Below are 25,537 nucleotides of genomic sequence, written 5' to 3' on the forward strand. Positions count from 1 at the left end.
TACCCCGCGAACTCAAAAAAGCGGCCTTTATCGATCCTAAAAATTTAACTCTTCCACCATCAAAGTATTAAAAAGCCCAAGCGGTCAGTAAAAACCCAACATAACGCACAGAAAATACCATTACTCAACGAAAGCCAATAAATTCCAGTCCCAGATGATTGTATCGACCCGAAACCTCAGGTAATCTGCATCCCCATTAAGTGATGCAGATGATAAGTACAGGTTTTACGATAAGTGTCACTATGTTCGTCAAGAGTGCCACAGCTGACTCAGCCAAAATGGCTTCTCAGTCCCAATAGATTATGTCGGATGATAATTATTATTAATGGCAGCTCGCGACTCTCAATCTAAAGCGCCGTCTTACGCCCCCAAGAGCACGACTCAAGCGGCGAAAAAAGACAGCGCACCTCGGCATCGCAACGCCACCACCACGCCTGAAATGCGACTCTTTATCCAGCAATCGGATCTGAGCGTCAGCCAGCTGGCAAAAATTTTAAATATTACTGAGGCAACAGTCCGCAAATGGCGGAAGCGTGAGTCCATTAGTAACAGTTCGAACACGCCCCATCACCTCAATACCACGCTCACGCCGATGGAAGAATATGTGGTGGTGGGATTACGCTATCAACTCAAACTCACCTTAGATAGATTGCTCAACGTCACCCAAACCTTTATTAATCCCAATGTGTCGCGCTCCGGCCTTGCCCGTTGCTTAAAGCGCTATGGCATATCGCGGCTCGATGAATTTGAAGCACCGCAAGTCCCCGAACGCTATTTTAATCAATTGCCTGTGACGCAAGGCAGCGATATCCAAACCTATACGGTCAATCCAGAAACCTTGGCTAAGGCGCTCGCATTGCCGAGTACCGACGGCAATACTGTGGTGCAAGTGGTCTCTCTCACCATACCGCCGCAGCTCACTGAGCAAGCTCCAAGCTCAGTACTATTAGGCGTAGACACAGCAAGTGATTGGATTTACCTCGATATTTATCAAGACAGCAATACCCAAGCGACCAATAGATATATCGCCTATGTCCTCAAACATGGGCCGTTTCATTTACGAAAGTTGCTCGTTCGCAACTATCACACCTTCTTAGCCCGTTTTCCCGGTGCCCATGGCACGCCAAAGACAAGCGCGGCTGAATCCCAAAACAAGGTCACCGTATCTAGGTCGACCCGTGGAGACTCTTTATGAGCCATACCCCTTCTGTACCTAATTCAGCAACTGATTCTACGAAAGAGTCAAAAAAAGATAAACGACTCAACAAACGTTTAAAAGATATGCCCGTTGCCATCGTCGGCATGGCCAGTATCTTCGCCAACTCGCGTTATTTAAATAAATTTTGGGATTTGATCAGCGAAAAAATCGATGCCATTACTGACATCCCAGACACCCATTGGCGCGCCGAAGATTACTACGATGCAGACAAAAGCAAAGCCGATAAAAGCTACTGTAAACGCGGTGGTTTTTTGCCTGAAGTCGTCTTTAATCCCATGGAGTTCGGTCTACCGCCCAATATTTTAGAGCTGACAGATACCTCACAACTGCTGTCGCTGATTGTCGCCAAAGAAGTGCTTGCCGATGCCAATCTGCCCACCGATTACGATCGCGATCGTATCGGCATCACGCTAGGCGTGGGCGGTGGTCAAAAAATCAGTCAGAGCTTAAACTCGCGCCTGCAATATCCAGTGCTTAAAAAAGTATTCAAAAGCAGCGGCCTGAGCGATGAAGACAGCGAAATGCTGATCAAAAAGTTCCAAGACCAATATATCCACTGGGAAGAAAACTCTTTCCCTGGATCGCTCGGCAACGTGATTGCAGGCCGTATAGCCAACCGGTTTGATTTTGGCGGCATGAACTGTGTGGTCGATGCTGCCTGCGCGGGCTCGCTTGCCGCTATGCGTATGGCGTTGACTGAACTGACCGAAGGTCGCAGCGACATGATGTTAACCGGCGGTGTCTGTACCGACAACTCGCCGTCCATGTACATGAGCTTCTCAAAAACGCCTGCCTTCACTACCAATGAAACCATTCAACCCTTTGATATCGATTCAAAAGGTATGATGATCGGCGAAGGTATCGGCATGGTAGCGCTTAAGCGCCTTGAAGATGCCGAACGCGATGGCGACCGGATTTATGCCGTCATCAAAGGCGTTGGCGCCTCATCGGACGGTAAATTTAAGAGTATTTATGCGCCGCGCCCTGAAGGCCAAGCTAAAGCATTGGAGCGCGCTTACGACGATGCCGGTTTTGCCCCGCACAGCATTGGCTTAGTTGAAGCCCATGGCACGGGCACTGCCGCAGGTGATGTGGCTGAATTTAATGGCTTAAAATCGGTATTTGCCCAAGGCAACGACACCAATCAACATATCGCGTTAGGTTCAGTGAAATCCCAAGTGGGCCACACAAAATCCACCGCAGGTACTGCCGGGGTGATAAAAGCCGCGCTGGCACTGCACCACAAGGTATTGCCTGCGACCATTAACGTCAGCAAGCCTAATCCAAAACTGAATATTGAAAGCTCGCCATTCTATTTAAATACCGAAACTCGCCCATGGTTCCAGCGCGCCGATGCAACGCCGCGCCGTGCAGGCGTGAGCTCCTTTGGTTTTGGCGGCACCAACTTCCATCTCGTATTAGAAGAATACAAACCTGAGCACAGCCGTGACGAGCAATATCGTCAGCGCAGTGTGCCGCAGACACTATTGTTTGCCGCAGCCAATAAAGCCGCGCTGCTTAGCGAGTTAAAAGCTGCGCTGAGCCAAAGCGTGAACACGAAAGCGAATAAGAGCAGCGCTGCGAGCCTGAACGCTATCGCTCAGCAATATCCGCTGCGCCCGCTGGCAGACGCAGATGCCCGTTTAGGTTTTGTGGCTAAGGATATCGCACAGCTGCAAGCTCAGTTAAATCAAGCCATCTCTCATCTAGAAAGCAGTGCGCATTTAGAAAGCGGGCACCTAGAAAGCAATGCAAGCGAGGCGTGGCAGTTACCTTCTGGGATCAGCTACCGCGCAAAAGCTTTAGTTGCTAAAGATGAATCAAAGAAAGTAGCCGCCCTGTTTGCTGGTCAAGGTTCACAGTACCTCAACATGGGCCGCGAACTCGCCTGCCATTTCCCAGAAATGCGCCAGCAAGTGATGGCCAGCGATAAAGTATTTGCTCACCACGGTCAAACTCCGTTATCCAATATCCTCTACCCTATTCCGGCATTCGATGCCGATGCGGTTAAAGCCCAAGAAGCGGCGCTGACCAATACTATGTTCGCCCAAAGCGCCATAGGTGCGGTTTCAATGGCGCAATATTCGCTATTAACTCAAGCAGGTTTTGCCCCCGATATGGTGGCGGGCCATAGCTTTGGTGAATTGTCAGCCCTTTGCGCGGCAGGTGTGATTTCGAGTGTTGATTACGTCGAACTGGCCTTCGCCCGTGGACACGCCATGGCGCAAACGCCAAATGATACTGGCGTTCAAGTCGATTTAGGCAAGATGTTTGCGATTATTCTTAAGCAAAAGAATGATATCGATGCGCTCAATCGCTGTTTAGCCCAGTTTGATGGCGTTAAAATTGCCAACTACAACGCGCCGACGCAATTAGTCATCGCAGGTGGCACAGAGCAAACTCAGCTGGCCGCTAAAGCCATTAGCGAACTGGGCTTTAAAGCGATTGCCCTGCCTGTCTCAGGCGCGTTCCATACCCCATTGGTTGGACACGCACAAAAGCCATTTGCCAAAGCCATTGATAAAGCTAAATTCAGCGCACCTTCAGTCGCACTTTATGCCAACGGCACGGGTCAATTGCACCCAAGCGATGGCAAAGCCATTAAAGCAGAATTTAAACAACACATGCTGCAATCGGTTCGCTTTAGCGAACAACTGCAGGCCATGTATGAAGTTGGCGCCCGTGTGTTTGTTGAGTTTGGCCCTAAGAACATATTGCAAAAGTTAGTTGAAAATACCTTAGGCGAACACTTAAATGAGCTTTGCCTTGTCAGCATGAACCCGAATCCTAAGGGCGACAGTGACAGTCAATTACGCTTAGCCGCAGTGCAACTCGCGGTAGCCGGTGTGGCGTTAACTGAAGTTGACCCCTATCAAGCCATTACGTCTCAAGAGATTGCAGAGCGTGAAGCGCCATCAGCAATGAACATCAAACTCACCGCCACTAACCACATTAGTGCTGCGACCAAAGCTAAGATGGCCAAATCCCTCGCCACTGGCAGCGTGACTAGCCAAGTGCAATATGTGGATCGCATCGTTGAAACGGTTGTCGAAAAAGAAGTCGAAAAAATTGTTGAGAAAGAAGTCATCGTCGAAAAAGTTGTTGAGAAAATAATAGAAGTGGAAGCGAATCAAGTGGCAGCTGTTGAAATGAAACAAACATCCCCAAGCGTTGCGCAAGGCTTAAGCAATCAGCAGCAAGCGACGGCGCAGTTAAACCCAGGCACACCAAACGTCAGCAGCGATGCGTTAACCGCATTTTTCAGCGCACAATCTCAAGCGGCGCAGTTAAACCCAGGCACACCAAACGTCAGCAGCGATGCGTTAACCGCATTTTTCAGCGCACAATCTCAAGCGGCGCAGTTACATCAACAGTTTTTAGCCATCCCGCAGCAATATGGCGATACCTTCACGACACTGATGACAGAACAAGCCAAGATGGCAAGCCAAGGCATTGCAATCCCAGAAAGCCTGCAACGCTCAATGGAAATGTTCCACCAGCATCAAGCGCAAACCCTGCAAAGCCACGCCGAATTTATGCAGCTACAAAGCAGTAGCAGCCAAGCGGCCTTGGCGATGTTAAACAATGCGCCGATTAACTTTACCCCAGCGGTTGCTCAGCCACGAGCAGCTGCGCCGGCTCCAGCACCTGTTGCGGCAACGACAGTGGCACACAATGCCGCACCAGTAGCGGCTCAAGCTGTTGCGACGAGACCCGCGGTTAACACACCTGTTGCGCCTGTTGTGCAAACCGCTCCCGTTGCTTATTCACCTGCTGTGACTGTACAAGTTGCGCCTGCCGCTCCTGCATTAGTCATGCCTGCTGTAGTGATGCCAGAAGTGACACCTGTGGCACCAGTAACGAGCGGCTTAAGTGCAGCGTTAGTGCAACAAACCATGATGGCTGTGGTGGCCGATAAAACAGGCTATCCCACTGAAATGCTGGAACTTGGCATGGATATGGAAGCCGATTTAGGTATAGATTCGATTAAGCGCGTTGAAATCCTAGGCACAGTGCAAGACGAACTGCCGGGCTTACCTGAACTCAGCCCAGAAGATCTGGCAGAGTGTCGTACCTTAGGTGAAATCGTTGACTACATGCAAAGTAAGCTTACACAAAATGACAAGCTTCCAGCAGTGGGTTCAATTATCGTAGCGCCTATTACTGCTGCAAATGTTGCAACTCAAGTGGCAACAGCCGCACCTGCCGTTAACGGTTTAAGCGCTGCGTTAGTACAACAAACCATGATGGCTGTGGTGGCTGATAAGACAGGCTATCCCACTGAAATGCTGGAGCTCAGCATGGATATGGAAGCCGATCTAGGTATCGATTCGATTAAGCGCGTTGAAATCTTAGGTACAGTACAAGACGAACTGCCGAGTTTACCTGAGCTCAGCCCAGAAGATTTGGCTGAGTGCCGTACCTTGGGTGAAATCGTTAACTACATGAACAGCAAATTGCCAGCGGCTGACCAAGTTGTCGTTTCTACAACAGCGCCAACAACTCCTGCAGCCAGCGGTTTAAGCGCTGCGTTAGTGCAACAAACGATGATGGCAGTGGTAGCCGACAAGACGGGCTACCCCACTGAAATGCTGGAGCTCAGCATGGATATGGAAGCCGATCTCGGTATCGATTCAATTAAGCGCGTTGAAATCCTAGGCACAGTGCAAGACGAACTGCCAGGTTTACCTGAGCTCAGCCCAGAAGATTTGGCCGAGTGCCGCACCTTGGGTGAAATCGTTGACTATATGAACAGCAAACTGCCAACTGCGGGATCAGTTATCGTAGCAACTCATGTGACAACTGCCGCGCCTGCCGCCAGCGGTTTAAGCGCTGCGTTAGTGCAACAAACCATGATGGCTGTGGTGGCCGACAAGACAGGCTACCCCACTGAAATGCTGGAACTGAGCATGGATATGGAAGCTGATCTAGGTATCGACTCCATCAAGCGCGTTGAAATCTTAGGCACAGTGCAAGACGAACTGCCGGGCTTACCTGAGCTGAATCCTGAAGATCTGGCCGAGTGTCGTACCCTAGGCGAAATCGTTGACTACATGAACAGCAAACTACCTGCGGTTGGCTCGGTTTCAGCTACAACAGCAGCGCAAGTCACTGTTACCACTACAACAAATAATGGCTTAAGTGCTGCACTTGTCCAACAAACCATGATGGCTGTGGTGGCCGACAAGACAGGCTACCCCACTGAAATGCTGGAACTCAGCATGGATATGGAAGCCGATTTAGGCATAGATTCCATCAAGCGCGTTGAAATTTTAGGCACAGTGCAAGACGAGCTACCGGGCTTGCCTGAACTCAATCCTGAAGATCTGGCCGAGTGTCGCACCTTAGGTGAAATCGTTAGCTATATGCAAAGCAAGCTAGGCCAAAACGCGGTAAGCCAGAATGCCGCGCCAGTTAGCGCTGTCGTTCAGCCTGAACCTACTATCGATTTACCGCCACACAGTGAGGTGGTGCTAAAAAAGTTGCCAGCGGCGGCTGAGCTAGCGCAACTATCGCCACAGCAATCGTCAAAGCAATCAGCGCAACAAGGCCTGCCACGCGTTTTTGCTAAAGATGCCTGCATTATCATTAGCGATGATGGCCACAATGCTGGCGTACTTGCCGAAAAATTGCATGCTCAAGGTCTAACGGTTGTGGTTGTGCGCTCGCCTGAAAGCCTTGTGGCCAGTGCATCACCGCTCAATAGCCACATTGCCAGCTTCACATTGGCGGCGATTGACGATGCCAGCATTGGTGCCGTAATTAATGAGATCAAAAGCTTAAGTACGGTTGCAGGCTTTATTCATCTGCAACCACAACATAAAACCTCAGCCGATGCGAAAGGTTTAGTGTTGTCCAGTGCCGCCAAGGCATCCGTCGAGCAAGCGTTCTTGTTCGCCAAGCACTTACAACCGTTTTTAACAACAGCAGCGACCGCCAATACTGGTAGTAGTTTTATCAGCGTCAGTCGTATCGACGGTGGTTTTGGTTATCTTAACCACAGCCAAATTGCCCGCAGCGAGTTAAACCAAGCAGCATTGGCAGGTCTAACGAAAACCTTGAGCCACGAGTGGCCAAGCGTGCATTGCCGCGCCTTAGATATCGCGCCAGCACTTGATGCCAAGCAACTGGCCAATGCTGTGATCGCTGAGCTCTTTGCAACCGATAACGTATTGGAAGTCGGTGTTAACCAAGGCGCAGCCCAAGCACTTGAGCGTGTAACCTTAGTTGCTGGCAAGGCTGATACCCGCCACAGCGCGGCAAACTTGACGAGTGCAGATAAAATACTGGTGACCGGTGGCGCAAAAGGCGTGACCTTTGAATGTGCGCTAAGTTTAGCCAAACGCAGCAAGGCGCACTTTATCCTTGCTGGCAGAAGCAGCCAACAAGCCATTCCCGCTTGGGCACAGGGTAAGAATAACAGTGAACTTAAAGCCGCAGCTATTGCCCACATTCAAAGCTTGGGCGAGAAACCCACGCCAAAACAAGTGGATGCCTTAGTATGGCCAGTTCAAAGCAGCCTAGAAATTGCAGCCGCACTGCAAGCCTTTACCGCTGTGGGCGCGAGCGCCGAGTACTTAAGTCTCGATGTTAACAATCCCGATGCGATCGCCAGCACGATAGTGCCGATCACCGAGTTGTCGCCTATTACTGGCATCATCCATGGTGCGGGCGTACTCGCCGATAAACACATCCAAGACAAAACCTTAGATGAGTTAGCACGGGTGTATGGCACTAAGGTCACAGGCATTAGCAATCTGCTAGCCGCACTGGATTTAGATAAGTTAAAGCTGGTTGCTCTGTTCTCATCGGCGGCGGGTTTTTACGGCAATACCGGCCAAAGCGATTACGCTATGTCCAACGACATTCTCAACAAAGCCGCACTGCAACTGGCACAGCAACTGCCTAACGCCAAAGTGATGAGCTTCGATTGGGGTCCGTGGGACGGCGGCATGGTGAATCCTGCGCTGAAAAAGATGTTTATGGATCGCGGTGTTTATGTGATCCCGCTAAAGGCAGGCGCTGAGTTATTTGCTAGCCAATTACTGAGCAACACAGGCGCACAATTGCTGGTCGGTACTGATATGCAAGGCACAGTTCCAAGTGACGAGCAAGCAACTCAAGGTAGCAATCTAAAAAAGCCTGAAGCGGATCTGACCACTGACGCGTCGGGTCCGCATGCTTTGCCTAACGCTGTAAAACTAAAGCGCACACTGGACACTAAGGCAATGATCTTTATTGAAGATCACTGCATTAATGGTAATCCCGTATTACCGACTGTGTGCGCGATTCAGTGGATGCGTGAAGCCGCCTTTGATGTGCTCAAGCAGCCTGTCAAAGTGCAAAGCTACAAGCTGTTGAAGGGCATTATTTTCGACACTGCCGTGTTACAAAATGGAGTGTTAGAAAGTGCAGCCCCCATCACGCTAGAACTTGAACTTGCACCGATTGCGTTAACGGATAAAGCCGCGAAAGATACTGACGAGTACTTGAGTGAACAATTCAGTGCCTTAATCAGCTTTGAAGGTCGTCCGCAATATCAGGCCATCCTAGTCGTTGATGATGCTGTTGATGACGCGGCAAGTGATAACTTAGCCACTAACAGCAAAGCAACTGCTTTTGACGCGCACAGTTTGGCAGGACTTTCTGCCATCACAACCGCGAGCAGCCTTTACAGCGACGGCACGCTTTTCCACGGCCCAAGACTGCAAGGTATTGAGTCGGTGGTGAAGTTTGACGATGCGAGCTTAGTCGCCAAGGTGAGCCTACCCCATGTTGCGTTAGCGGACTGCGGGAGTTTTGTGCCCAATCTGGCCCCTAAAGGCTCACAAGCCTTTGCGGAAGATTTGCTGCTGCAGGCGATGCTGGTATGGGCGAGACTCAAATATGGCGCGGCGAGTTTGCCATCAAGCATTGGTGAGTTTATTTCCCATGCGCCATTTGCCTTTGGCGATACAGGTCATCTAGTGCTCGATGTGGTAAAACACTCTGGCCGTGCCCTTGAAGCCAATATTGCGCTGTATCATCAAGATGGCAGCTTAAGCTGCGAGATGAACAACGCCAAAGTCACCATCAGCAAAAACCTTAACGGTGCATTCTTAGCTAATAAAGTTGCTAATAAAGCCATTGAAAGCGTGGAGGCAAAAGTCGAGTGAATTTAGCCCACACTTTAGCAACGCTACATAGCGGCCAAACTGAAACGTCGATAGCTGACACGGCTATGACTGAAAAGCTTGCCAAGCCACTGCGTATTGCAGTGTTGCTTGGCGACGCGGTCAATCTTGACTCTCACTCAGCCCAAGTATTAGAGACGTTTGCGGAACGTGAAAGAGTTCAAATTTGCGCTGCCGATGCCAACCAATCGACAGCACATGAACCGACATTGCACGAGTCGACAGTACATGAGCCGATAGTGCATGAACCGTCAGTGTATGAGCAAAGCTCGCTCACTGCCTTGTTAGGCCAAGCAACAACAGCCATTGAGCAAGGCAAGCTCGTTGAACTTAAATTCAATGATGGCAATCTGCCCCAGCCTTTGACTCAGTCCCTGTATTTGCTTGATGGTTTACGCGCCGCCAAACTGCGTCTTCACGCCCACGCGTTTATTGCTGGCTTTGCCGCTGGTAATGAGACAACAGGTGTTGCTAATGCAGCGGCGGTTGCTAATGCTGCATTAGCGGCGGCAAAGCGTAATCCAGCTCAAACCGTTCAACATCAGACTGTCGCCAACACTCTCAACGAGGCCTTTGTTGCGCTGCGCCAAGGCGTAACCGCCCTCGCTGCGCGAACACAAGCGCCGCTTAAAGGCACTACAGATATAAAACAGACAAACGACACCAATCATCAAACTGGCTATTGGTTTAGCGACCAACATCAAGCGCGGGTTTTATGTCTAAATCTTGTAGCAAAGAATCTAGCGGCAACAAGATCAAACCCAGCAGATACCTTGCTGGATTCAGGCCAAGATATTTGCCAAAGCCTAGTGCTGACCCAAGGCACACAACTCGCCGCGCCCAAAGCTCTTGTCGATGAAAATAGGCTGTTTGTGCCGATAAGTGGTGACAATAGTGATTCACTCATAGCGCAAGTATTGCAACTAGTTAACAGTCTGGAAAATGGCGCCGGCTTGCACGCTGACTTTCGCGCTGAGCAACTCAAACCTTGGTTTGAACGCTATGATGCCAACGCGCCTCTGGCGTTGGTCTTAATGGCGGCATCGATTGACGATCTTAAACTTGAAGCCAACGCCATGCTTGCAGCGCTTGAAAATGATGCGGTGCGTCATCACGGTCAACCCTTTAAGACCCCAGCGGGCAGCTGCTTTACCGCTAAGCCGCTAGGGGATGCGGGACTGACCTTTGTATATCCCGGCGTTGGCACTGTTTATGCCAATATGTTCAATAACTTGCATGAGTATTTCCCCGCGCTGTATCACCAGTTAGAACGTGAAGGCGATTTAAGCGCCATGCTGCAATCACCGCAGATTTATGCGGCAGATGTTAAAACCGCGGCTGGCATGAACCTAAGTCAGCAAGCGATTAGTGGCGTGGGGGCCAGTTATCTATTCACTAAACTGTTGACCCAAGTCTTTAATATTAAACCTAAAATGGCGCTCGGTTACTCTATGGGCGAAGCGGCCATGTGGGCCAGCCTAGATGTGTGGCAAACACCGCACGCTATGATTAACGCCACTGAAAATAGCGATATTTTCAACCATGCGATTTCTGGCGAGCTAACCGCAGTCCGCCGAGCCTGGCAGCTTGCGGATAATGAAGCCATAGTGTGGAACAGCTTTGTGGTGCGCGCTGATAGCCATGAAATCAAGGCATTATTGCCAGAGTTTCCTCGTGCTTATTTAGCCATCACCCAAGGTGATACCTGCGTCATTGCAGGCTGCGAAACAAGCTGTAAAGCCCTGCTTGCCACGTTAGGTAAGCGAGGGATTGCCGCCAATCGCGTCACAGCAATGCATACCGCGCCTGCCATGTTAGTCCATGGGCAAGTACAAGATTTCTATACTCAAGCACTGAAACCTAAGGCGCTGAAAGCGGCGGCGCAAGATTCGTCTATTCGCTTTATCAGCGCAGCGCAAACTGCGCCAGTGGCAGTGGATAGTCACAGCATTGGCCGCGCGATTGCCGATACCTTTTGTTCGCCACTCGACTTTAGTGCGCTCATTCAAAATGCCACTGAGCAAGGCGCAAGGCTGTTTGTCGAAGTGGGCGCCGATAGGCAAACCAGCACACTCATAGATAAAATCAGCCATGCCCATGCAAGCCAAAGCACAGCGAACGCGGCGACAGCCGCCATTGCTTGCAATGCTAAGGGTGCCGATGCGATTACCAGCTTACTCAAGTGTTTAGCTCAGCTAATAAGCCACAGAGTGCCCCTTTCGCTCGCGCCGCTCATCCAGCCATTAAGTGCTAACAAAGCCCCTTTATCATCAGCAGTATCACCAAAAGGAGAACCCCTGTGAGTTCTCAGCATTCCCCTACTATTGATAAAACTACCGTGCCTACCATTGCGTCAAACCGCGCATCAAAAAGCGCATCAAAAATTGCGATTGTCGGCCTCGCGACTCAGTATCCTGACGCCGATAATCCCCAAACCTTCTGGCAAAACCTGCTGGATAAAAAAGACTCGCGCACCCAAATTAGCCGCGAAAAGCTCAATGCTAATCCGGCCGATTACCAAGGTGTGCAAGGTCAATCTGACCGCTTTTACTGCGATAAAGGTGGCTACATTCAACACTTTGAGTTTGATGCTAGGGGCTATCAACTGCCTGAATCCGCCTTTGACGGTTTAGATGAAAGCTTTTTATGGGCACTCGATTGCAGTCGCAAAGCCCTTCAAGACGCCGGGATTGCCCCAAGCGATGCCGTACTGGCGCACACAGGTATCGTGATGGGAACCTTGTCGTTCCCGACCGCCCGATCCAACGAATTATTTTTGCCTCTGTATCATCAAACCGTTGAAAAGGCGCTGCAAAACAAACTTAACCAAAGCGCTTTTCAACTGGCTGATTTTAACCAAGCTCACGCCGACAAAGCATTAAACGTCGAGCAAGCATTAAACGTTGCCAATGGCGCCGTTGCCCACACAGCCTCAAAGCTGGTCAGCGATGCACTCGGTTTAGGCGGCACTCAGTTAAGCCTGGACGCCGCCTGTGCTAGCTCAGTTTACGCACTCAAACTCGCCTGCGATTACCTAACAACTGGCAAGGCCGATATGATGCTTGCGGGCGCAGTATCGGGCGCAGATCCCTTCTTTATCAACATGGGATTCTCAATTTTTCACGCCTATCCAGATCACGGTATTTCGGCGCCCTTTGATAGTAACAGCAAGGGCTTATTCGCCGGAGAAGGCGCTGGGGTTTTAGTTTTAAAACGCTTAGAAGATGCCGAGCGCGATGGCGATAACATCTATGCTGTCGTCAGCGGCATTGGTTTATCGAACGACGGTAAAGGCCAGTTTGTATTAAGCCCCAACAGCAAGGGCCAAGTGCAAGCCTTCGAGCGCGCCTATAGTGCGGCAAACACACAGCCTGCCAATATCGAAGTGATTGAATGCCATGCCACGGGCACGCCGCTTGGGGATAAGGTCGAACTCGCCTCGATGGAGCGCTTCTTCGAGGACAAACTCGCTGGCTCTGCAGTGCCGCTGATCGGTTCAGCAAAATCCAACTTAGGCCATTTACTCACCGCCGCAGGCATGCCGGGGATCATGAAGATGATTTTTGCCATGCGCTCGGGCCGACTGCCGCCAAGTATTAACTTATCAGCGCCGATATCTTCGCCTAAGGGCTTGTTTAGCGCAAAAAATCTGCCAACTGAATTGCATGCTTGGCCAGATAAAGCCGGCAATGACCGCCGCCACGCCGGTGTTTCCGTGTTTGGTTTTGGCGGCTGTAACGCGCATTTGTTGCTGGAATCCTATGCTGCTAATACAAACAAAAAGAGTGAACAAGCCGCAGTAAGTTACCAGCATACGCCATTAAATATCATTGGTTTAGCATCGCACTTTGGGCCTTTATCCTCCATTAATGCACTGGATAACACGATAAGCGCAAAGCAGCATGCCTTTATCCCGCTGCCCGCTAAACGCTGGAAAGGCTTAGACAAACACCCTGATATTCTGGCCAACTTTGGTTTAAGCGGAACTGGCCTCGCAGCCGCACCACAGGGCGCGTATATCGACCAGTTCGATTTTGACTTTCTGCGTTTTAAAGTGCCGCCCAATGAAGATGACCGCCTGATCTCCCAGCAACTGCTGCTAATCAAAGTGGCTGATGAAGCGATTCGTGATGCCAACTTAAAGCCCGGTGGCAAGGTTGCTGTATTAGTAGCGATGGAAACTGAACTGGAATTACACCAGTTCCGTGGCCGCGTAAATCTACACACTCAACTGGCCGACAGCCTTAAAAAACAAGGGATAACACTCACACAAGCTGAGTATCTCGCCCTTGAAAAGATCGCCATGGACAGTGTGCTCGATGCCGCCAAACTGAACCAATACACCAGTTTTATTGGCAACATCATGGCGTCACGTATCGCATCCCTTTGGGACTTTAACGGCCCAGCTTTTACCATTTCAGCGGCGGAGCAATCGGTCGCCCGCTGTATCGATGTGGCCGAAAACCTGTTGTCCCAAGAGTCCTTAGATGCCGTAGTGATCGCCGCCGTCGATTTAAGTGGCAGTTTAGAGCAAGTGATCCTTAAAAACGCCGTATCGCCAGTGGCATTTACTGCCACTGACGCAGGCTGGAAAGTCGGTGAAGGTGCTGGCGCGTTAGTGCTCACAACAGCGCAATCAAGTGCAGCCCAGCCAAGTAATGCCGCTGACAATGCTAATGCCAATAGCAGCTATGGCGACAGTTATGGTCACATCAGCGGCCAAGTATTTGGCGCGATTTGTGACATACAAGGTAATAGCAACACAGCGCGTATTTGCGATGACTTGCTAACCCAAGCCAAGGTGAATAGCAGCCAGATTAACTTGATTGAAACCAGTATTGCGGTTGAGCAACTCAGCCGTCCAGAGCTGGTACTCAATACCCTGTTGCCGAGTGTGAACCAGCGCAGCCAAGCTGCTGATACCATTGGCCACAACTTTGCCGCTGCGGGTATGGCGAGTATTTTGAGCGCGCTGCTTCAGCTTAAAAATCAGGTGCAGCTTAAAAACCAAACGCAACTTAACAAGCATTCTTCTCAAGCTCAGCAGCACGCGCTCGTTGCCACGTTTAGCCAAGGTAAATGCTCGCAGTTACTGCTCAGCCAAAGTGCCACGCAAGCATACAGTTTGCAGCAAAGGCTTGAACAAGACTTAACGCTTTCAGAGCAAAAACACTTAATAAAACAAGTAACGCTCGGTGGCCGCGATATCTATCAGCATATCCTAGATACTCCGATCGCAGGCCTTGATGCTATACAACAAAAAGCCCAAGCCATGACAGCATTGCCAGCGCGCAGCCAGCGCAAACATTTGGCCCAAATAGCGAGCAAAGACACGAGTCGCTTTGCAACAAGCAGCCCAACCACGGCTCAACAAAAAGAGACATTAAGCAGCATGCCAATGAATGCCCTAAGCACCAATAAAAACGCCACTCAAGCAGAGCTAAAAGACGCGGCATTTTTAAGCAATCAGCAACTCGCCCGTGAGGCGCATTTAGCCTTTTTGCAAAGTCGCGCTGAAGGACTGAAACTGGCCGATGCCTTGATGAAAGCCCAGCTTAAGGGCGAACTGACATCAATTGGCCAAGCTGCGCCAGTACAACAGCAAGCCATAGTTCTGGCATCTGCGACAGCGGTTCTTCCACATCCTGTGCTTTATCCCAATCATGCAAAAGTGCCTGAGTACACGCCGCCAACACCGATAAGCAAGCCTTGCATTTGGGATTATGCGGATTTAGTCGAGTACGCCGAAGGCGATATCGCTAACGTCTTTGGCCAAGATTACGCCATTATCGACAGCTATTCGCGCCGTGTACGTCTGCCAACCACAGACTATTTACTGGTATCTCGGGTAACTAAATTAAACGCCCAGATGAACCAATATCAGCCTTGCACTATGACCACGGAATACGACATTCCTGTGGACGCGCCGTATTTGGTCGATGGCCAAATCCCTTGGGCCGTGGCGGTCGAATCGGGCCAATGCGACTTGATGCTGATCAGCTACTTAGGTATCGATTTTGAAAACAAGGGCGAGCGCGTTTATCGCCTGCTCGATTGCACCCTGACCTTCCTTGGCGACTTACCGCGCGGTGGTGACACCCTGCGCTACGACATTTCCATCAATCACTTTGCCCGCAATGGCGATACCTTGTTGTTCTTCTTCTCCTACGAATGTTTCGTGGGTGACAAGCTGATCCTTAAAATGGATGGCGGCTGTGCCGGCTTCTTCACCGATAAAGAACTGGCCGACGGCAAAGGCGTTATTCACACCGAAGCCGAAATCAAAGCGCGCAACCTTGCCTTGAACAATCCGAATAAGCCGCGCTTTAATCCGTTACTGAACTGCGCGCAAAACCAATTTGATTACAGCCAAATCCATAAACTGCTCGGCGCGGATATCGGTGGCTGTTTTGGCGGTGCACACGCGGCGCATCAAGCCCAATATGGTTTGCAGCCCTCTTTATGTTTTGCATCTGAAAAATTCCTGATGATTGAACAGGTCAGCAATCTTGAGGTGCATGGCGGTGCGTGGGGTTTAGGTTCAGTTGAAGGCCATAAGCAGCTCGAAGCCGATCATTGGTATTTCCCGTGTCATTTCAAGGGCGACCAAGTGATGGCGGGATCATTAATGGCCGAAGGCTGTGGTCAATTACTGCAATTCTTTATGCTGCATATTGGTATGCACGCCAGCACAGAAGAAGGGGGCGTCAAAAACGGTCGTTTCCAACCGCTCGAAAATGCGTCACAAAAAGTGCGCTGTCGCGGTCAAGTTTTGCCGCAATCTGGCCTGCTCACCTATCGCATGGAAATCACCGAAATAGGTATGAGCCCGCGCCCGTATGCTAAGGCGAATATCGATATTTTGCTCAATGGCAAAGTGGTCGTGGATTTCCAAAACCTTGGAGTGATGATCAAAGAAGAAGCCGAATGCACCCGCTACCTCGCGGATAATGCCAACAGCACAGCTAACAATACGACTAGAAATGTAGCTAAAAATGCTGTTTCGGCTGCGCCGCTTGTTTCGACAACACCAACATCCTTAGCGGCGCCGCTAATGGCGCAGCTGCCTGATTTAACTGCGCCAACCAATAAAGGCGTAGTGCCGCTTAAGCATGTACCTGCGCCGATTGCGCCAGCGGATTCAAAGTACGCCAACCGCGTGCCCGATACCCTGCCGTTCACGCCATACCACATGTTCGAATTTGCCACTGGCGACATCGAAAACTGCTTCGGCCCTGATTTCAGCATCTATCGCGGCCTTATTCCACCGCGCACGCCTTGCGGTGATTTACAGCTCACGACTCGCGTCATTGCGATTGAAGGCAAACGCGGCGAGCTGAAAAAGCCTTCTTCGTGTATCGCCGAATACGAAGTGCCTGCAAATGCTTGGTATTACGATAAAAACAGCCATCACGCCGTGATGCCCTATTCTGTGCTGATGGAAATATCACTGCAGCCAAACGGTTTTATCTCAGGTTATATGGGCACCACCTTGGGCTTCCCCGGCCAAGAGCTATTTTTCCGCAACTTAGACGGCAACGGTAAGCTGCTGCGCCATGTGGATTTACGCGGCAAGACAATCGTAAACGACTCACGTTTGTTATCGACTGTGATCGCTGGCAGCAACATCATTCAGAATTTCAGTTTTGAATTAAGCTGCGATGGCGAGCCTTTCTACCAAGGAAAAGCGGTATTTGGTTACTTCAAGGGCGATGCGCTGAAAAACCAGTTAGGCATAGACAACGGCAAGATCACTCAGCCTTGGCATGTGCAAAATGGCATAGTAGCCGATAGCCAAATCAATCTGTTAGATAAACAACATCGCAGCTTTAATGCACCAAAAGGTCAACCACATTACCGTTTAGCGGGCGGTCAACTTAACTTTATCGACAAGGCTGAAATCGTGAAAGCCGGCGGTAAGGCGGGCCTTGGCTATTTATACGCCGAGCGCACGATTGACCCGAGTGATTGGTTCTTCCAATTCCATTTCCATCAAGATCCTGTGATGCCAGGCTCATTAGGGGTTGAAGCCATTATCGAGCTGATGCAAACCTATGCGATTGACCAAGACCTTGGCGCGGGCTTTAACAATCCAAAATTCGGGCAGATTTTATCGGATATCAAATGGAAGTATCGCGGTCAAATTAACCCATTAAACAAGCAGATGTCACTGGATGTGCACATTACCAGCATGACAGACGACAATGGCAAACGCATCATTATGGGCGATGCCAACTTGAGTAAAGATGGTCTGCGGATTTATGAAGTTAAAGATATCGCCATCTGTATTGAAGAAGCCTAGCGAGTTTACGCTGTTAGAAAGACGCTAATCTCGAATAACGAATAACGAATAATAAATAGTTGCGCCGCCTTGGCTATCCACATCACCAAGGCGGCACAAATAACATGAGAACACCTATGACTAGCCATACTCTAGATCAATTCAATAGCAATAACGAAAAACTCAGCCCTTGGCCGTGGCAAGTCAACGATGCCGAGCTGTGCTTTGATATCGACGCATTAGGCAAAAAACTCAAAGATTTAAGCCAAGCCTGTTACTTAGTCAATCACAGTGAAAAAGGCTTAGGCATAGCGCAAACGGCCGAAGTGACCACAAGTGACAGCCAAGCGCCACTAGGCTCACACCCCGTCAGCGCCTTTGCGCCCGCCCTTGGCACCCAAAGTTTAGGCGACAGTAATTTTCGCCGCGTCCACGGTGTCAAATACGCTTACTACGCCGGCGCTATGGCCAACGGTATTGCCTCGGAAGAACTGGTTATCGCGCTAGGTCAAGCGGGCATTTTGTGTTCGTTTGGCGCGGCGGGGTTAATCCCATCCCGCGTTGAAGCGGCCATTACTCGCATTCAGGCGGCGCTGCCTAATGGTCCTTATGCTTTTAACTTAATTCACAGCCCAAGCGAGCCCGCATTAGAGCGCGGCAGTGTTGAGCTGTTCTTAAAACATAAAGTGCGCACGGTCGAAGCCTCGGCATTTTTAGGTTTAACACCGCAAATCGTCTATTACCGCGCGGCGGGTTTGAGCCGCGACGAACATGGCGAGATAGTCATTGGCAACAAAGTCATCGCCAAAATCAGCCGTACCGAAGTCGCGACTAAGTTTATGGAGCCAGCGCCAGCCAAAATCCTCCAGCAATTAGTGAGTGACGGCCTTATCAGCCAAGACCAAATGGCGATGGCATTGCAGGTGCCTATGGCGGACGACATCACAGCCGAAGCCGACTCAGGCGGCCATACCGACAATCGTCCATTGGTCACGCTATTGCCGACGATTTTGGCGCTCAAAGATGAAATCCAAGCTAAGTATCAATATAAAACGCCCATCCGTGTTGGCGCAGGCGGCGGCGTCGGCACACCCGATGCAGCATTAGCCACCTTCAACATGGGTGCGGCCTTTATCGTCACAGGTTCAATCAACCAAGCGTGTGTGGAGGCGGGCGCGAGCGAACACACCCGTAAGTTACTCGCCACCACAGAAATGGCCGATGTGACTATGGCGCCTGCCGCCGATATGTTCGAAATGGGCGTGAAATTACAAGTGGTTAAGCGCGGCACTTTGTTCCCGATGCGCGCCAATAAGCTTTATGAGATCTACACCCGTTACGATTCGATTGATGCCATCCCTGCGGACGAGCGTAAAAAACTCGAAGAGCAAGTGTTCCGCTCATCACTCGATGATATTTGGGCGGGCACTGTCGCCCACTTTAACGAGCGCGATCCTAAACAAATCGAGCGTGCACTGGATAACCCCAAACGTAAGATGGCGCTGATTTTCCGCTGGTATTTGGGTCTGTCTAGCCGCTGGTCGAACACAGGTGAAGTCGGCCGCGAAATGGATTACCAAATTTGGGCAGGCCCAGCGCTCGGCGCATTTAATGCTTGGGCGAAAGGCAGTTATTTAGATGACTATAAGGCCCGTAATGCGGTGGATTTAGCCAAACATTTAATGGTAGGCGCGGCGTATCAATCCCGCATTAACCTGCTGTTATCCCAAGGCGCGACCATTCCAGTTAGCCTGCAACGCTGGAAACCATTAAATCGTTTTTAAACGTATTTAGCTCCTATCATCTTGTATTATAAGATCATAATATCTTCAAGCCGACACAAACTCACAGTGTCGGCTTTTATTTGTCTTTACTTATGAACAACATCAGCTCACAGTCTTTGATTCAACGTATTAGGCTGAAACTCTTACCGAAGCTTAGGTAAAAATTGCCTACCCCTCTTTTAATTCACTCACACCATTTTAAATAAAATGATTTAAATTATATTTAAAATCAATTAACTACTTAAAATTTTTAAAGTTGGCATTAAGATCGCAATCAAGTAAGAGCCATTAGCCGTTACCTTACAAGTGACACAAACTGTCATGAAAAGGATTAATACAAGGGCAGGAGGTTATTATGCTAGGTTGGACATTAGTATTTCTAGTTGTTGCCGTGATTGCCGGGTTGTTAGGATTTGCTGGGATTGCTGGCGCAGCGGCGGGAATAGCGAAAATCATTTTCTTCATATTTATTGTGTTATTAGTGATTTCTCTGCTGATCAATGCCCTTAAGGGTAAATCACCGCGACTATAATTTTTTTTAGAAAAGGAGATAGATATGAAACCATTTACCCTGATGACAAGTGCAGCATTCGCATTATTACTCGCCCTAGGTTTAACGGCCTGTAGTGATAACAAAGCCGAAGACGCGGGCGAAAAAATCGATGAAGTAATGACTGATACAGGTAACGCCATCGAAGATGCCTGTGAAGAAGTCAAAGAAGGTGTTAAAGCTAAAGATACTAAGTGCTAAACAAACCTCACTTTAGGGTGGCAATAGACTCGTCTACTGCCACCCTTTTGGTTTAGACTCGCTCATTTCTGCATCTCTCATCTCGACACCTATCCATTCAAGTGCAACGATTTTAACCAAGAACAATGGCATTGGAGGACTTGCATGCTAACGAAGATCCACATCAAATATTTGTACACTGCAGGTGCAGTATTGTTAGCCTATTTTGCAGTAACAGATACTTCTCCCCTGCTCACTTTCATTTGTGCATGGACAAGTCTGTCACTGTTTTTAGTCGGTTCAGCCTATTGGTTTAATCTCGCCAGTATTTTTAGAAAACGCCAAGATGGCACTATTCCTTGGTATATTCGTTGGGGTTTTATTCCCTTTTTATTAGGCAGTCGACTCTATAACCACTGGGCCAGAAAATACGATTCAGTACCACCCATGCAGAGGATTGATGAACATCTGTATCTCGGCTGTAGACTCTTTTCCGCAGATCTGGAAACGATTAAAGCCAATAAGATCACTGCCATTCTGGATGTCACCGCTGAATTTGATGGCTTAGATTGGTCGCAATTTGAGGATCATATCGAGTATTTAAATATTCCCATCCTCGACCATAGCGTACCGACCAGCGCCCAACTCAATCAAGCCGTTAACTGGCTGCACCGCCAAGTGCGCGCCAATAAACAGGTACTCATCCACTGTGCTATGGGTCGTGGCCGCTCAGTGCTGGTACTCGCCGCTTATTTGGTTTGTAAAGATAAACAACAGCACTTCGCCGAAGTACTGCAGCAGATAAAGCAAATTCGCAAAACCGCCGGCTTAAACAAATGGCAATTACGCGCGCTAGATCGCATGCTCAGTCAAGGGAAAATTAACATCCACAAAGTGGCGTGGATTATCGCCAACCCAGTTTCTGGTGGCGGGAAATGGCAAGAATACAGCGAGCAAATCCAAGATGAACTCAAAGCCTATTTTGACCTGACTTTAAAACTCACAACAGCAGACGAAACCGCAAATGTCTTCGCCGAGCAAGCCCGTAATGCAGGCGCTGATATTATTATCGCCTGTGGTGGCGATGGTACTGTGACTGAAGTGGCCTCTCAAATCGTTGATACGGATATCGTCTTAGGCATCATTCCTCTTGGCACAACTAATGCTCTCAGTCATGCCCTCTTTGGTTTAGGCAGTAAGCTTATTCCTATCTCTCAGGCGTTGGATAATATTATTCAAGGGCATTGCCAAGCCATTGATACCGCGCGTTGTAATGAGGAGTTAGTGTTGTTGCTTGTGGGCATAGGGTTTGAGCAACAAATGATTGAATCCGCGAACCGTGAGCGTAAAAATGCTCTCGGCCAGTTTGCCTACCTCGATGGCTTATGGCGCGCAGTGAATGCCGATATCACTTTAACCATCCAGCTCAGCTTAGATGATGCAAAACCCACAACATTAACGACCCATAGCCTAATCGTTGCCAATGCCGCACCGTTTACCAGCGTGTTGGCGCAGGGCGATGGCGAACCAAACATGACCGACGGGTTGCTCGACATTACTTGGTTGGATGCTGGCGATGAACCCAAAGAGCAGTTGCTTAGCCTCGCTGAATTAGCGATTGCGGGATGGGTAAAAGAAGGCAATAAGAGTGTGCGAGATCAACAAGCGAGTGCAAGTAAAGTCCATCATGCCCATGCTAAAAAGGTCACCATCAGCAGCCAGCCTAAGTGTAAATATGTGATTGATGGTGAAGTATTTGAGCCTGCGGATCTCACTATTGAAGTCCAGCCAGCATCTCTTAAAGTGTTTGTTCCTTATCAGGAAACCACTGAGCAAGATGAGTGATCGTTGTGGAGGACATCCAGCCTAACTTTTTAGGCTGGATGACTGAGCATTTATAGAACGAACAAAAAATATAAAATATTCAACAAAATAAATATAACCAGCAGAACCAGTACCCGCATGAAATTAAATTCACTACCTTTGGGAAGTGATTTTTGAGTAGTGTTACTAAAATCCTGCAATTTACAGTCTATCGCCTGCGCGCATTGCTGTAGAACTTGTTGTAATTCCTTTCTATCAGTACTGTCACCCAATATCAATTGAGCACCGTTGGGGTGGTGCAATTCTAAATAAGCCAGATAATGTTGGACAGTATCTTCCGCTTGGCGATTGCGACTGATCTGATGCCAGCGGGTGATTTGCAGCTGATAAAGTTGCACTGCTTTGATGTCCGAAAAGGCATAGGAACGCCACCGCCACAATCCCATATACCTCCCATTGAATAAACCTTTACCGAGCCACAATTGCTGTTGCTCGGCATCTAACCAACACTGTTGCTGAACAAACGCAGTCGGTAACACGGGTAACAATAGAAACAGTGTTACCCAGCCGAGAACGAGCTGTAGTATCGGATCGGGTTGTAAATAGGTTGCTCTGGCGCAGAGTAAACCAAGCAGTAATAACCCAGCAGCAAACAGCCATAATAGAGGTCGGTACTGAGTACTCAGAGTTTGAATATAAAATGCATTTTTAGAAGGTTGATTGAGTTTCACTGAACTTGTTCCTTGTTCCAAAAATTATCTCACCATTCAATATTGACCTGTGCCAGTAACAATAAGAGGCATTGATAGTTTGCACAATCAACACCTAACTCATTTCTAGACGCTTTCGAGTTAAACCAAAGACTGACATCAACGTAAATAAACAGTTGCGATATAACTCATACTGCAAATATAAGCTGCAACTTTGCTGTTGCAGCTAAGGTGTTATTGACCCGCAGCAGTATCCTCACCGGTCCAGAGTCGCATGATACGATAAGGCGGTTTGGCTGTTTCGGCTTTTCCATTAAAGGCTTTTGCTTTATGCAATTGATTCACTGAAATATATAACCAGCCTGTTTCACCAAATTGCACACTATCTGGAAAATCCAGTAGTGGAGAACTGACCGCTGTTGTTAGTGTGCCTTTGTTATCTAGCATGGAAATGGCATTGTGGTTCAAATTGGTAAAGTAATGATTACCTTGTTTGGACGTTGCTGCGCCATCTGATACAGGCTTGGCTCCGACTAATTTTACCGTGGCGATAATTTTATCATTATTGCCTGTTTGTAAAGCTGCAGTCGATAACTGATACCAGTGAGTGCCATTCATTGCACCATAATAGAGTGTACTTCCGTCGGCAGATAAACTGATTGGATTGACCGCTACACTGGCGACTTTGCCATTAAACAATGTTGTTTTGTTATCTATGTTCATTACTGCATCCGTTTCGGCCTGCAGCGAGCTATGACCTGAAAAACGTATTGTATGACCATCGTCGATACGCACCGCTAAGAGGCCAGGGTTGGCGATATCAGCTAAATAAATCCAGCCTTTTTGAGAGTCGACAACCAAATCCTGCATAAAGCTGCCTTTAGGCGCGAGAGCTTGTGGTAGGACGATTTGTTTATATAGACTGCCGTCCTTAATGTTGAATCCCCAAATCCTTGTTTGGCCTAATTCTAACCCCATATCTGCGGTCCAGAGGTGTCCAGCCTTGTCCTGAGCAATACCTAATAAGGTATCAAATTGAGCAGTATTGGCTGTCGATGTTTTTTGCAAATCCATTGAAGGCCAAGCTTTATAAGCGTTGGTCTCACGATTAACTTCAATCAATTGCAAACCTGATGGTGTATCAAATGGATGTACTGTGGCAAAAATCCGACCTTGTGCAGTGACGCTGACATTGCCAGGTCGTATTGGCAATTCAGCGACTGTTTCAAGACTTCCTACCGCTGGGGTAGCGTTTACAAAACTACTGGCAGTCAAAGAAAGCCATAATGCTGTAGTAAATAAGTGTTTCATATTCTATCTCCGCTTTTCTGTTTAAGGGCTGTAGAATAGGAGTTATTATTTACAAAAAAAATAGTGTAAAAATCGGTTCTGTTTCAATATTAATTTGATAATCAGCACTATTCCGCCGTCGGCTCACCCGCTTCGACTTGTTGCTCGTACTTGCTGAGCTTGTTGTAGAGGGTTTTAACGCTGATCCCCAGTTGTTCGGCGGTATCCGTTTTATTACCTTGAGTGGTTTCTAGTGCTTGATAAATAGCGATTCTCTCTAAATCATCTAAGCGCATGCCTTGGGGGATAACAACTTGTTCACCACCACATAAACCCACTTCATTCGTCTGAGGTAGCTGTAAATGGCTGGGTAAAATCTCTTGATCTGCCAAAATATAGGCTCGCTCAATGGCATGTTTTAATTCACGCACATTCCCTGGCCAAGGATATGCCGCAATCATCTGCGCACTGTCTTCAGCGAGGCTTTTATTCTGCTTTTCGGCCACATTACGATAGGCAAGAAAATGCTGCGCTAGCCCGAGAATATCATCGCCACGTTCCCTTAATGGCGGAACGCGGATAGGGAACTGGGCCAAACGGAAATACAAATCTTCGCGAAATTGCCCTGCCTCAATCGCCACTATGGGATCACGATTAGTTGCCGCCACAATCCGCACATTGGCATGCTGCACTTTGGCACCGCCAACGGGACGATATTCGCTATTTTCAAGCACTCTGAGTAACTTCACTTGATGCTCAATCGGCATTTCGGTGACTTCATCAAGAAATAAGGTTCCACCTTCTGCCTGCTCAAATACGCCTTTGTGATCGCGATTCGCACCAGTGAAAGCGCCTTTGACATGACCAAACAGCTCACTATCGACCAACTCAGGGCTTAATGCACCGCAGTTAATTGCAATAAAAGGCTCGTTCAATCTCGGGCTGGCAAGATGTATGGTATTGGCAACGAGCTCTTTCCCTGCGCCACTCTCACCAATAATCAGCACATTACTGTCGGTCGCAGAAACGCGACGTATCGTACGATACAGCTTGTGCATAGCTGCAGAGGAACCGACAAGCAAACCATATTGGTCTAGCTCGCTGGAAAAAGGCCGAGGCCGGATTGGTGATGAGACTAAATACAGGGCAAAATCGGCGAAGATGTCACTGATCAACGTCATATCGTAGGGTTTACGAAAATGATAACAGGCAAAATTCGACATTAACTGATCAAGATTGGGGTTCGGCTGACCGTCGGAGAGAAATATAAACTCGATATTAGACAAGGCCGTATTGTCCAGCAGCCCAAGATAATCCTCACGGCTAAGGCTAGACAGCTCAATGATGGCAACATCAATGTGGTTCGCCTCAAGCTGCTCTATCCAAGGTAAATCATCGACACTGCGTAGCTTATTAAAGTCGGCTGCGCCGGCGAGTTCAATGATAGCTTGCTCGGCGTTTACATCCTGCAGGTGATAAAAAAGTGTCAATCGAGCCATGCTATCCCACTCCCTGTGTATGAAGT

At 48.9% G+C, this 25,537-nt stretch carries 11 protein-coding genes; 8 read left to right on the plus strand and 3 right to left on the minus strand.

Translation table 11 applies throughout. The annotated features are described in order from the left end of the window. Nucleotides 1-325: 325 nt before the first annotated feature. The 8 genes from AAA952_RS01000 (at nucleotide 326) to AAA952_RS01035 (ending at nucleotide 22,033) form a co-directional block, all read left to right on the plus strand. Complete coding sequence (locus AAA952_RS01000) at nucleotides 326-1,195, plus strand: transcriptional regulator (RefSeq protein ID WP_338253603.1); 870 nt, start codon at nucleotides 326-328, stop codon at nucleotides 1,193-1,195. Further along, the gene (locus tag AAA952_RS01005; RefSeq protein ID WP_338253605.1) at nucleotides 1,192-9,375 is read left to right on the plus strand and encodes a phosphopantetheine-binding protein; all 8,184 of its coding nucleotides are present in this window, start codon (nucleotides 1,192-1,194) and stop codon (nucleotides 9,373-9,375) included. Before AAA952_RS01000 ends, AAA952_RS01005 begins: the two co-directional genes overlap by 4 nt. Next, nucleotides 9,372-11,696 (plus strand): PfaB family protein, encoded by a 2,325-nt coding sequence (locus AAA952_RS01010; protein WP_338253606.1) that lies wholly within the window; start codon nucleotides 9,372-9,374, stop codon nucleotides 11,694-11,696. Before AAA952_RS01005 ends, AAA952_RS01010 begins: the two co-directional genes overlap by 4 nt. Further along, nucleotides 11,693-17,695 carry a hotdog fold thioesterase gene (locus AAA952_RS01015; RefSeq protein WP_338253608.1) on the plus strand — a complete coding sequence of 2,001 codons (6,003 nt, stop codon included), beginning with the start codon at nucleotides 11,693-11,695 and terminating at the stop codon, nucleotides 17,693-17,695. The genes AAA952_RS01010 and AAA952_RS01015 overlap by 4 nt, the downstream gene beginning before the upstream one ends. A gap of 116 nt (nucleotides 17,696-17,811) precedes the next feature. Beyond that, nucleotides 17,812-19,458: an eicosapentaenoate synthase subunit PfaD gene (pfaD, locus tag AAA952_RS01020; protein WP_338253907.1), complete on the plus strand. Its 1,647-nt coding sequence runs from the start codon at nucleotides 17,812-17,814 to the stop codon at nucleotides 19,456-19,458. 355 nt (nucleotides 19,459-19,813) lie between these two features. Next, the gene (locus AAA952_RS01025) at nucleotides 19,814-19,990 is read left to right on the plus strand and encodes a DUF1328 family protein (RefSeq protein WP_028760636.1); all 177 of its coding nucleotides are present in this window, start codon (nucleotides 19,814-19,816) and stop codon (nucleotides 19,988-19,990) included. A gap of 24 nt (nucleotides 19,991-20,014) precedes the next feature. After that, on the plus strand, nucleotides 20,015-20,209 hold the full coding sequence (locus tag AAA952_RS01030; RefSeq protein WP_028760637.1) for a hypothetical protein: 195 nt from the start codon (nucleotides 20,015-20,017) through the stop codon (nucleotides 20,207-20,209). A 144-nt stretch (nucleotides 20,210-20,353) separates the two neighbouring features. Further along, on the plus strand, nucleotides 20,354-22,033 hold the full coding sequence (locus AAA952_RS01035) for a diacylglycerol kinase family protein (protein WP_173245895.1): 1,680 nt from the start codon (nucleotides 20,354-20,356) through the stop codon (nucleotides 22,031-22,033). Nucleotides 22,034-22,083: 50 nt separating this feature from the next. Here the strand turns inward: AAA952_RS01035 and AAA952_RS01040 are convergent, their stop codons facing one another. From AAA952_RS01040 to AAA952_RS01050, 3 genes are all read right to left on the minus strand, one after another. Then, a complete protein-coding gene (locus AAA952_RS01040; RefSeq protein WP_338253612.1) occupies nucleotides 22,084-22,743 on the minus strand; it encodes a hypothetical protein in 660 nt (219 codons plus the stop codon). A gap of 213 nt (nucleotides 22,744-22,956) precedes the next feature. Continuing rightward, the gene (locus AAA952_RS01045) at nucleotides 22,957-24,033 is read right to left on the minus strand and encodes an L-dopachrome tautomerase-related protein (RefSeq protein WP_338253614.1); all 1,077 of its coding nucleotides are present in this window, start codon (nucleotides 24,031-24,033) and stop codon (nucleotides 22,957-22,959) included. 107 nt (nucleotides 24,034-24,140) lie between these two features. After that, nucleotides 24,141-25,511, minus strand: coding sequence for a sigma-54 interaction domain-containing protein (locus tag AAA952_RS01050; protein ID WP_338253616.1), 1,371 nt, complete (start codon nucleotides 25,509-25,511; stop codon nucleotides 24,141-24,143). Nucleotides 25,512-25,537: the final 26 nt, after the last annotated feature.

The organism is Shewanella sp. M-Br (assembly GCF_036245925.1).
Lineage (GTDB): Bacteria > Pseudomonadota > Gammaproteobacteria > Enterobacterales > Shewanellaceae > Shewanella > Shewanella oncorhynchi.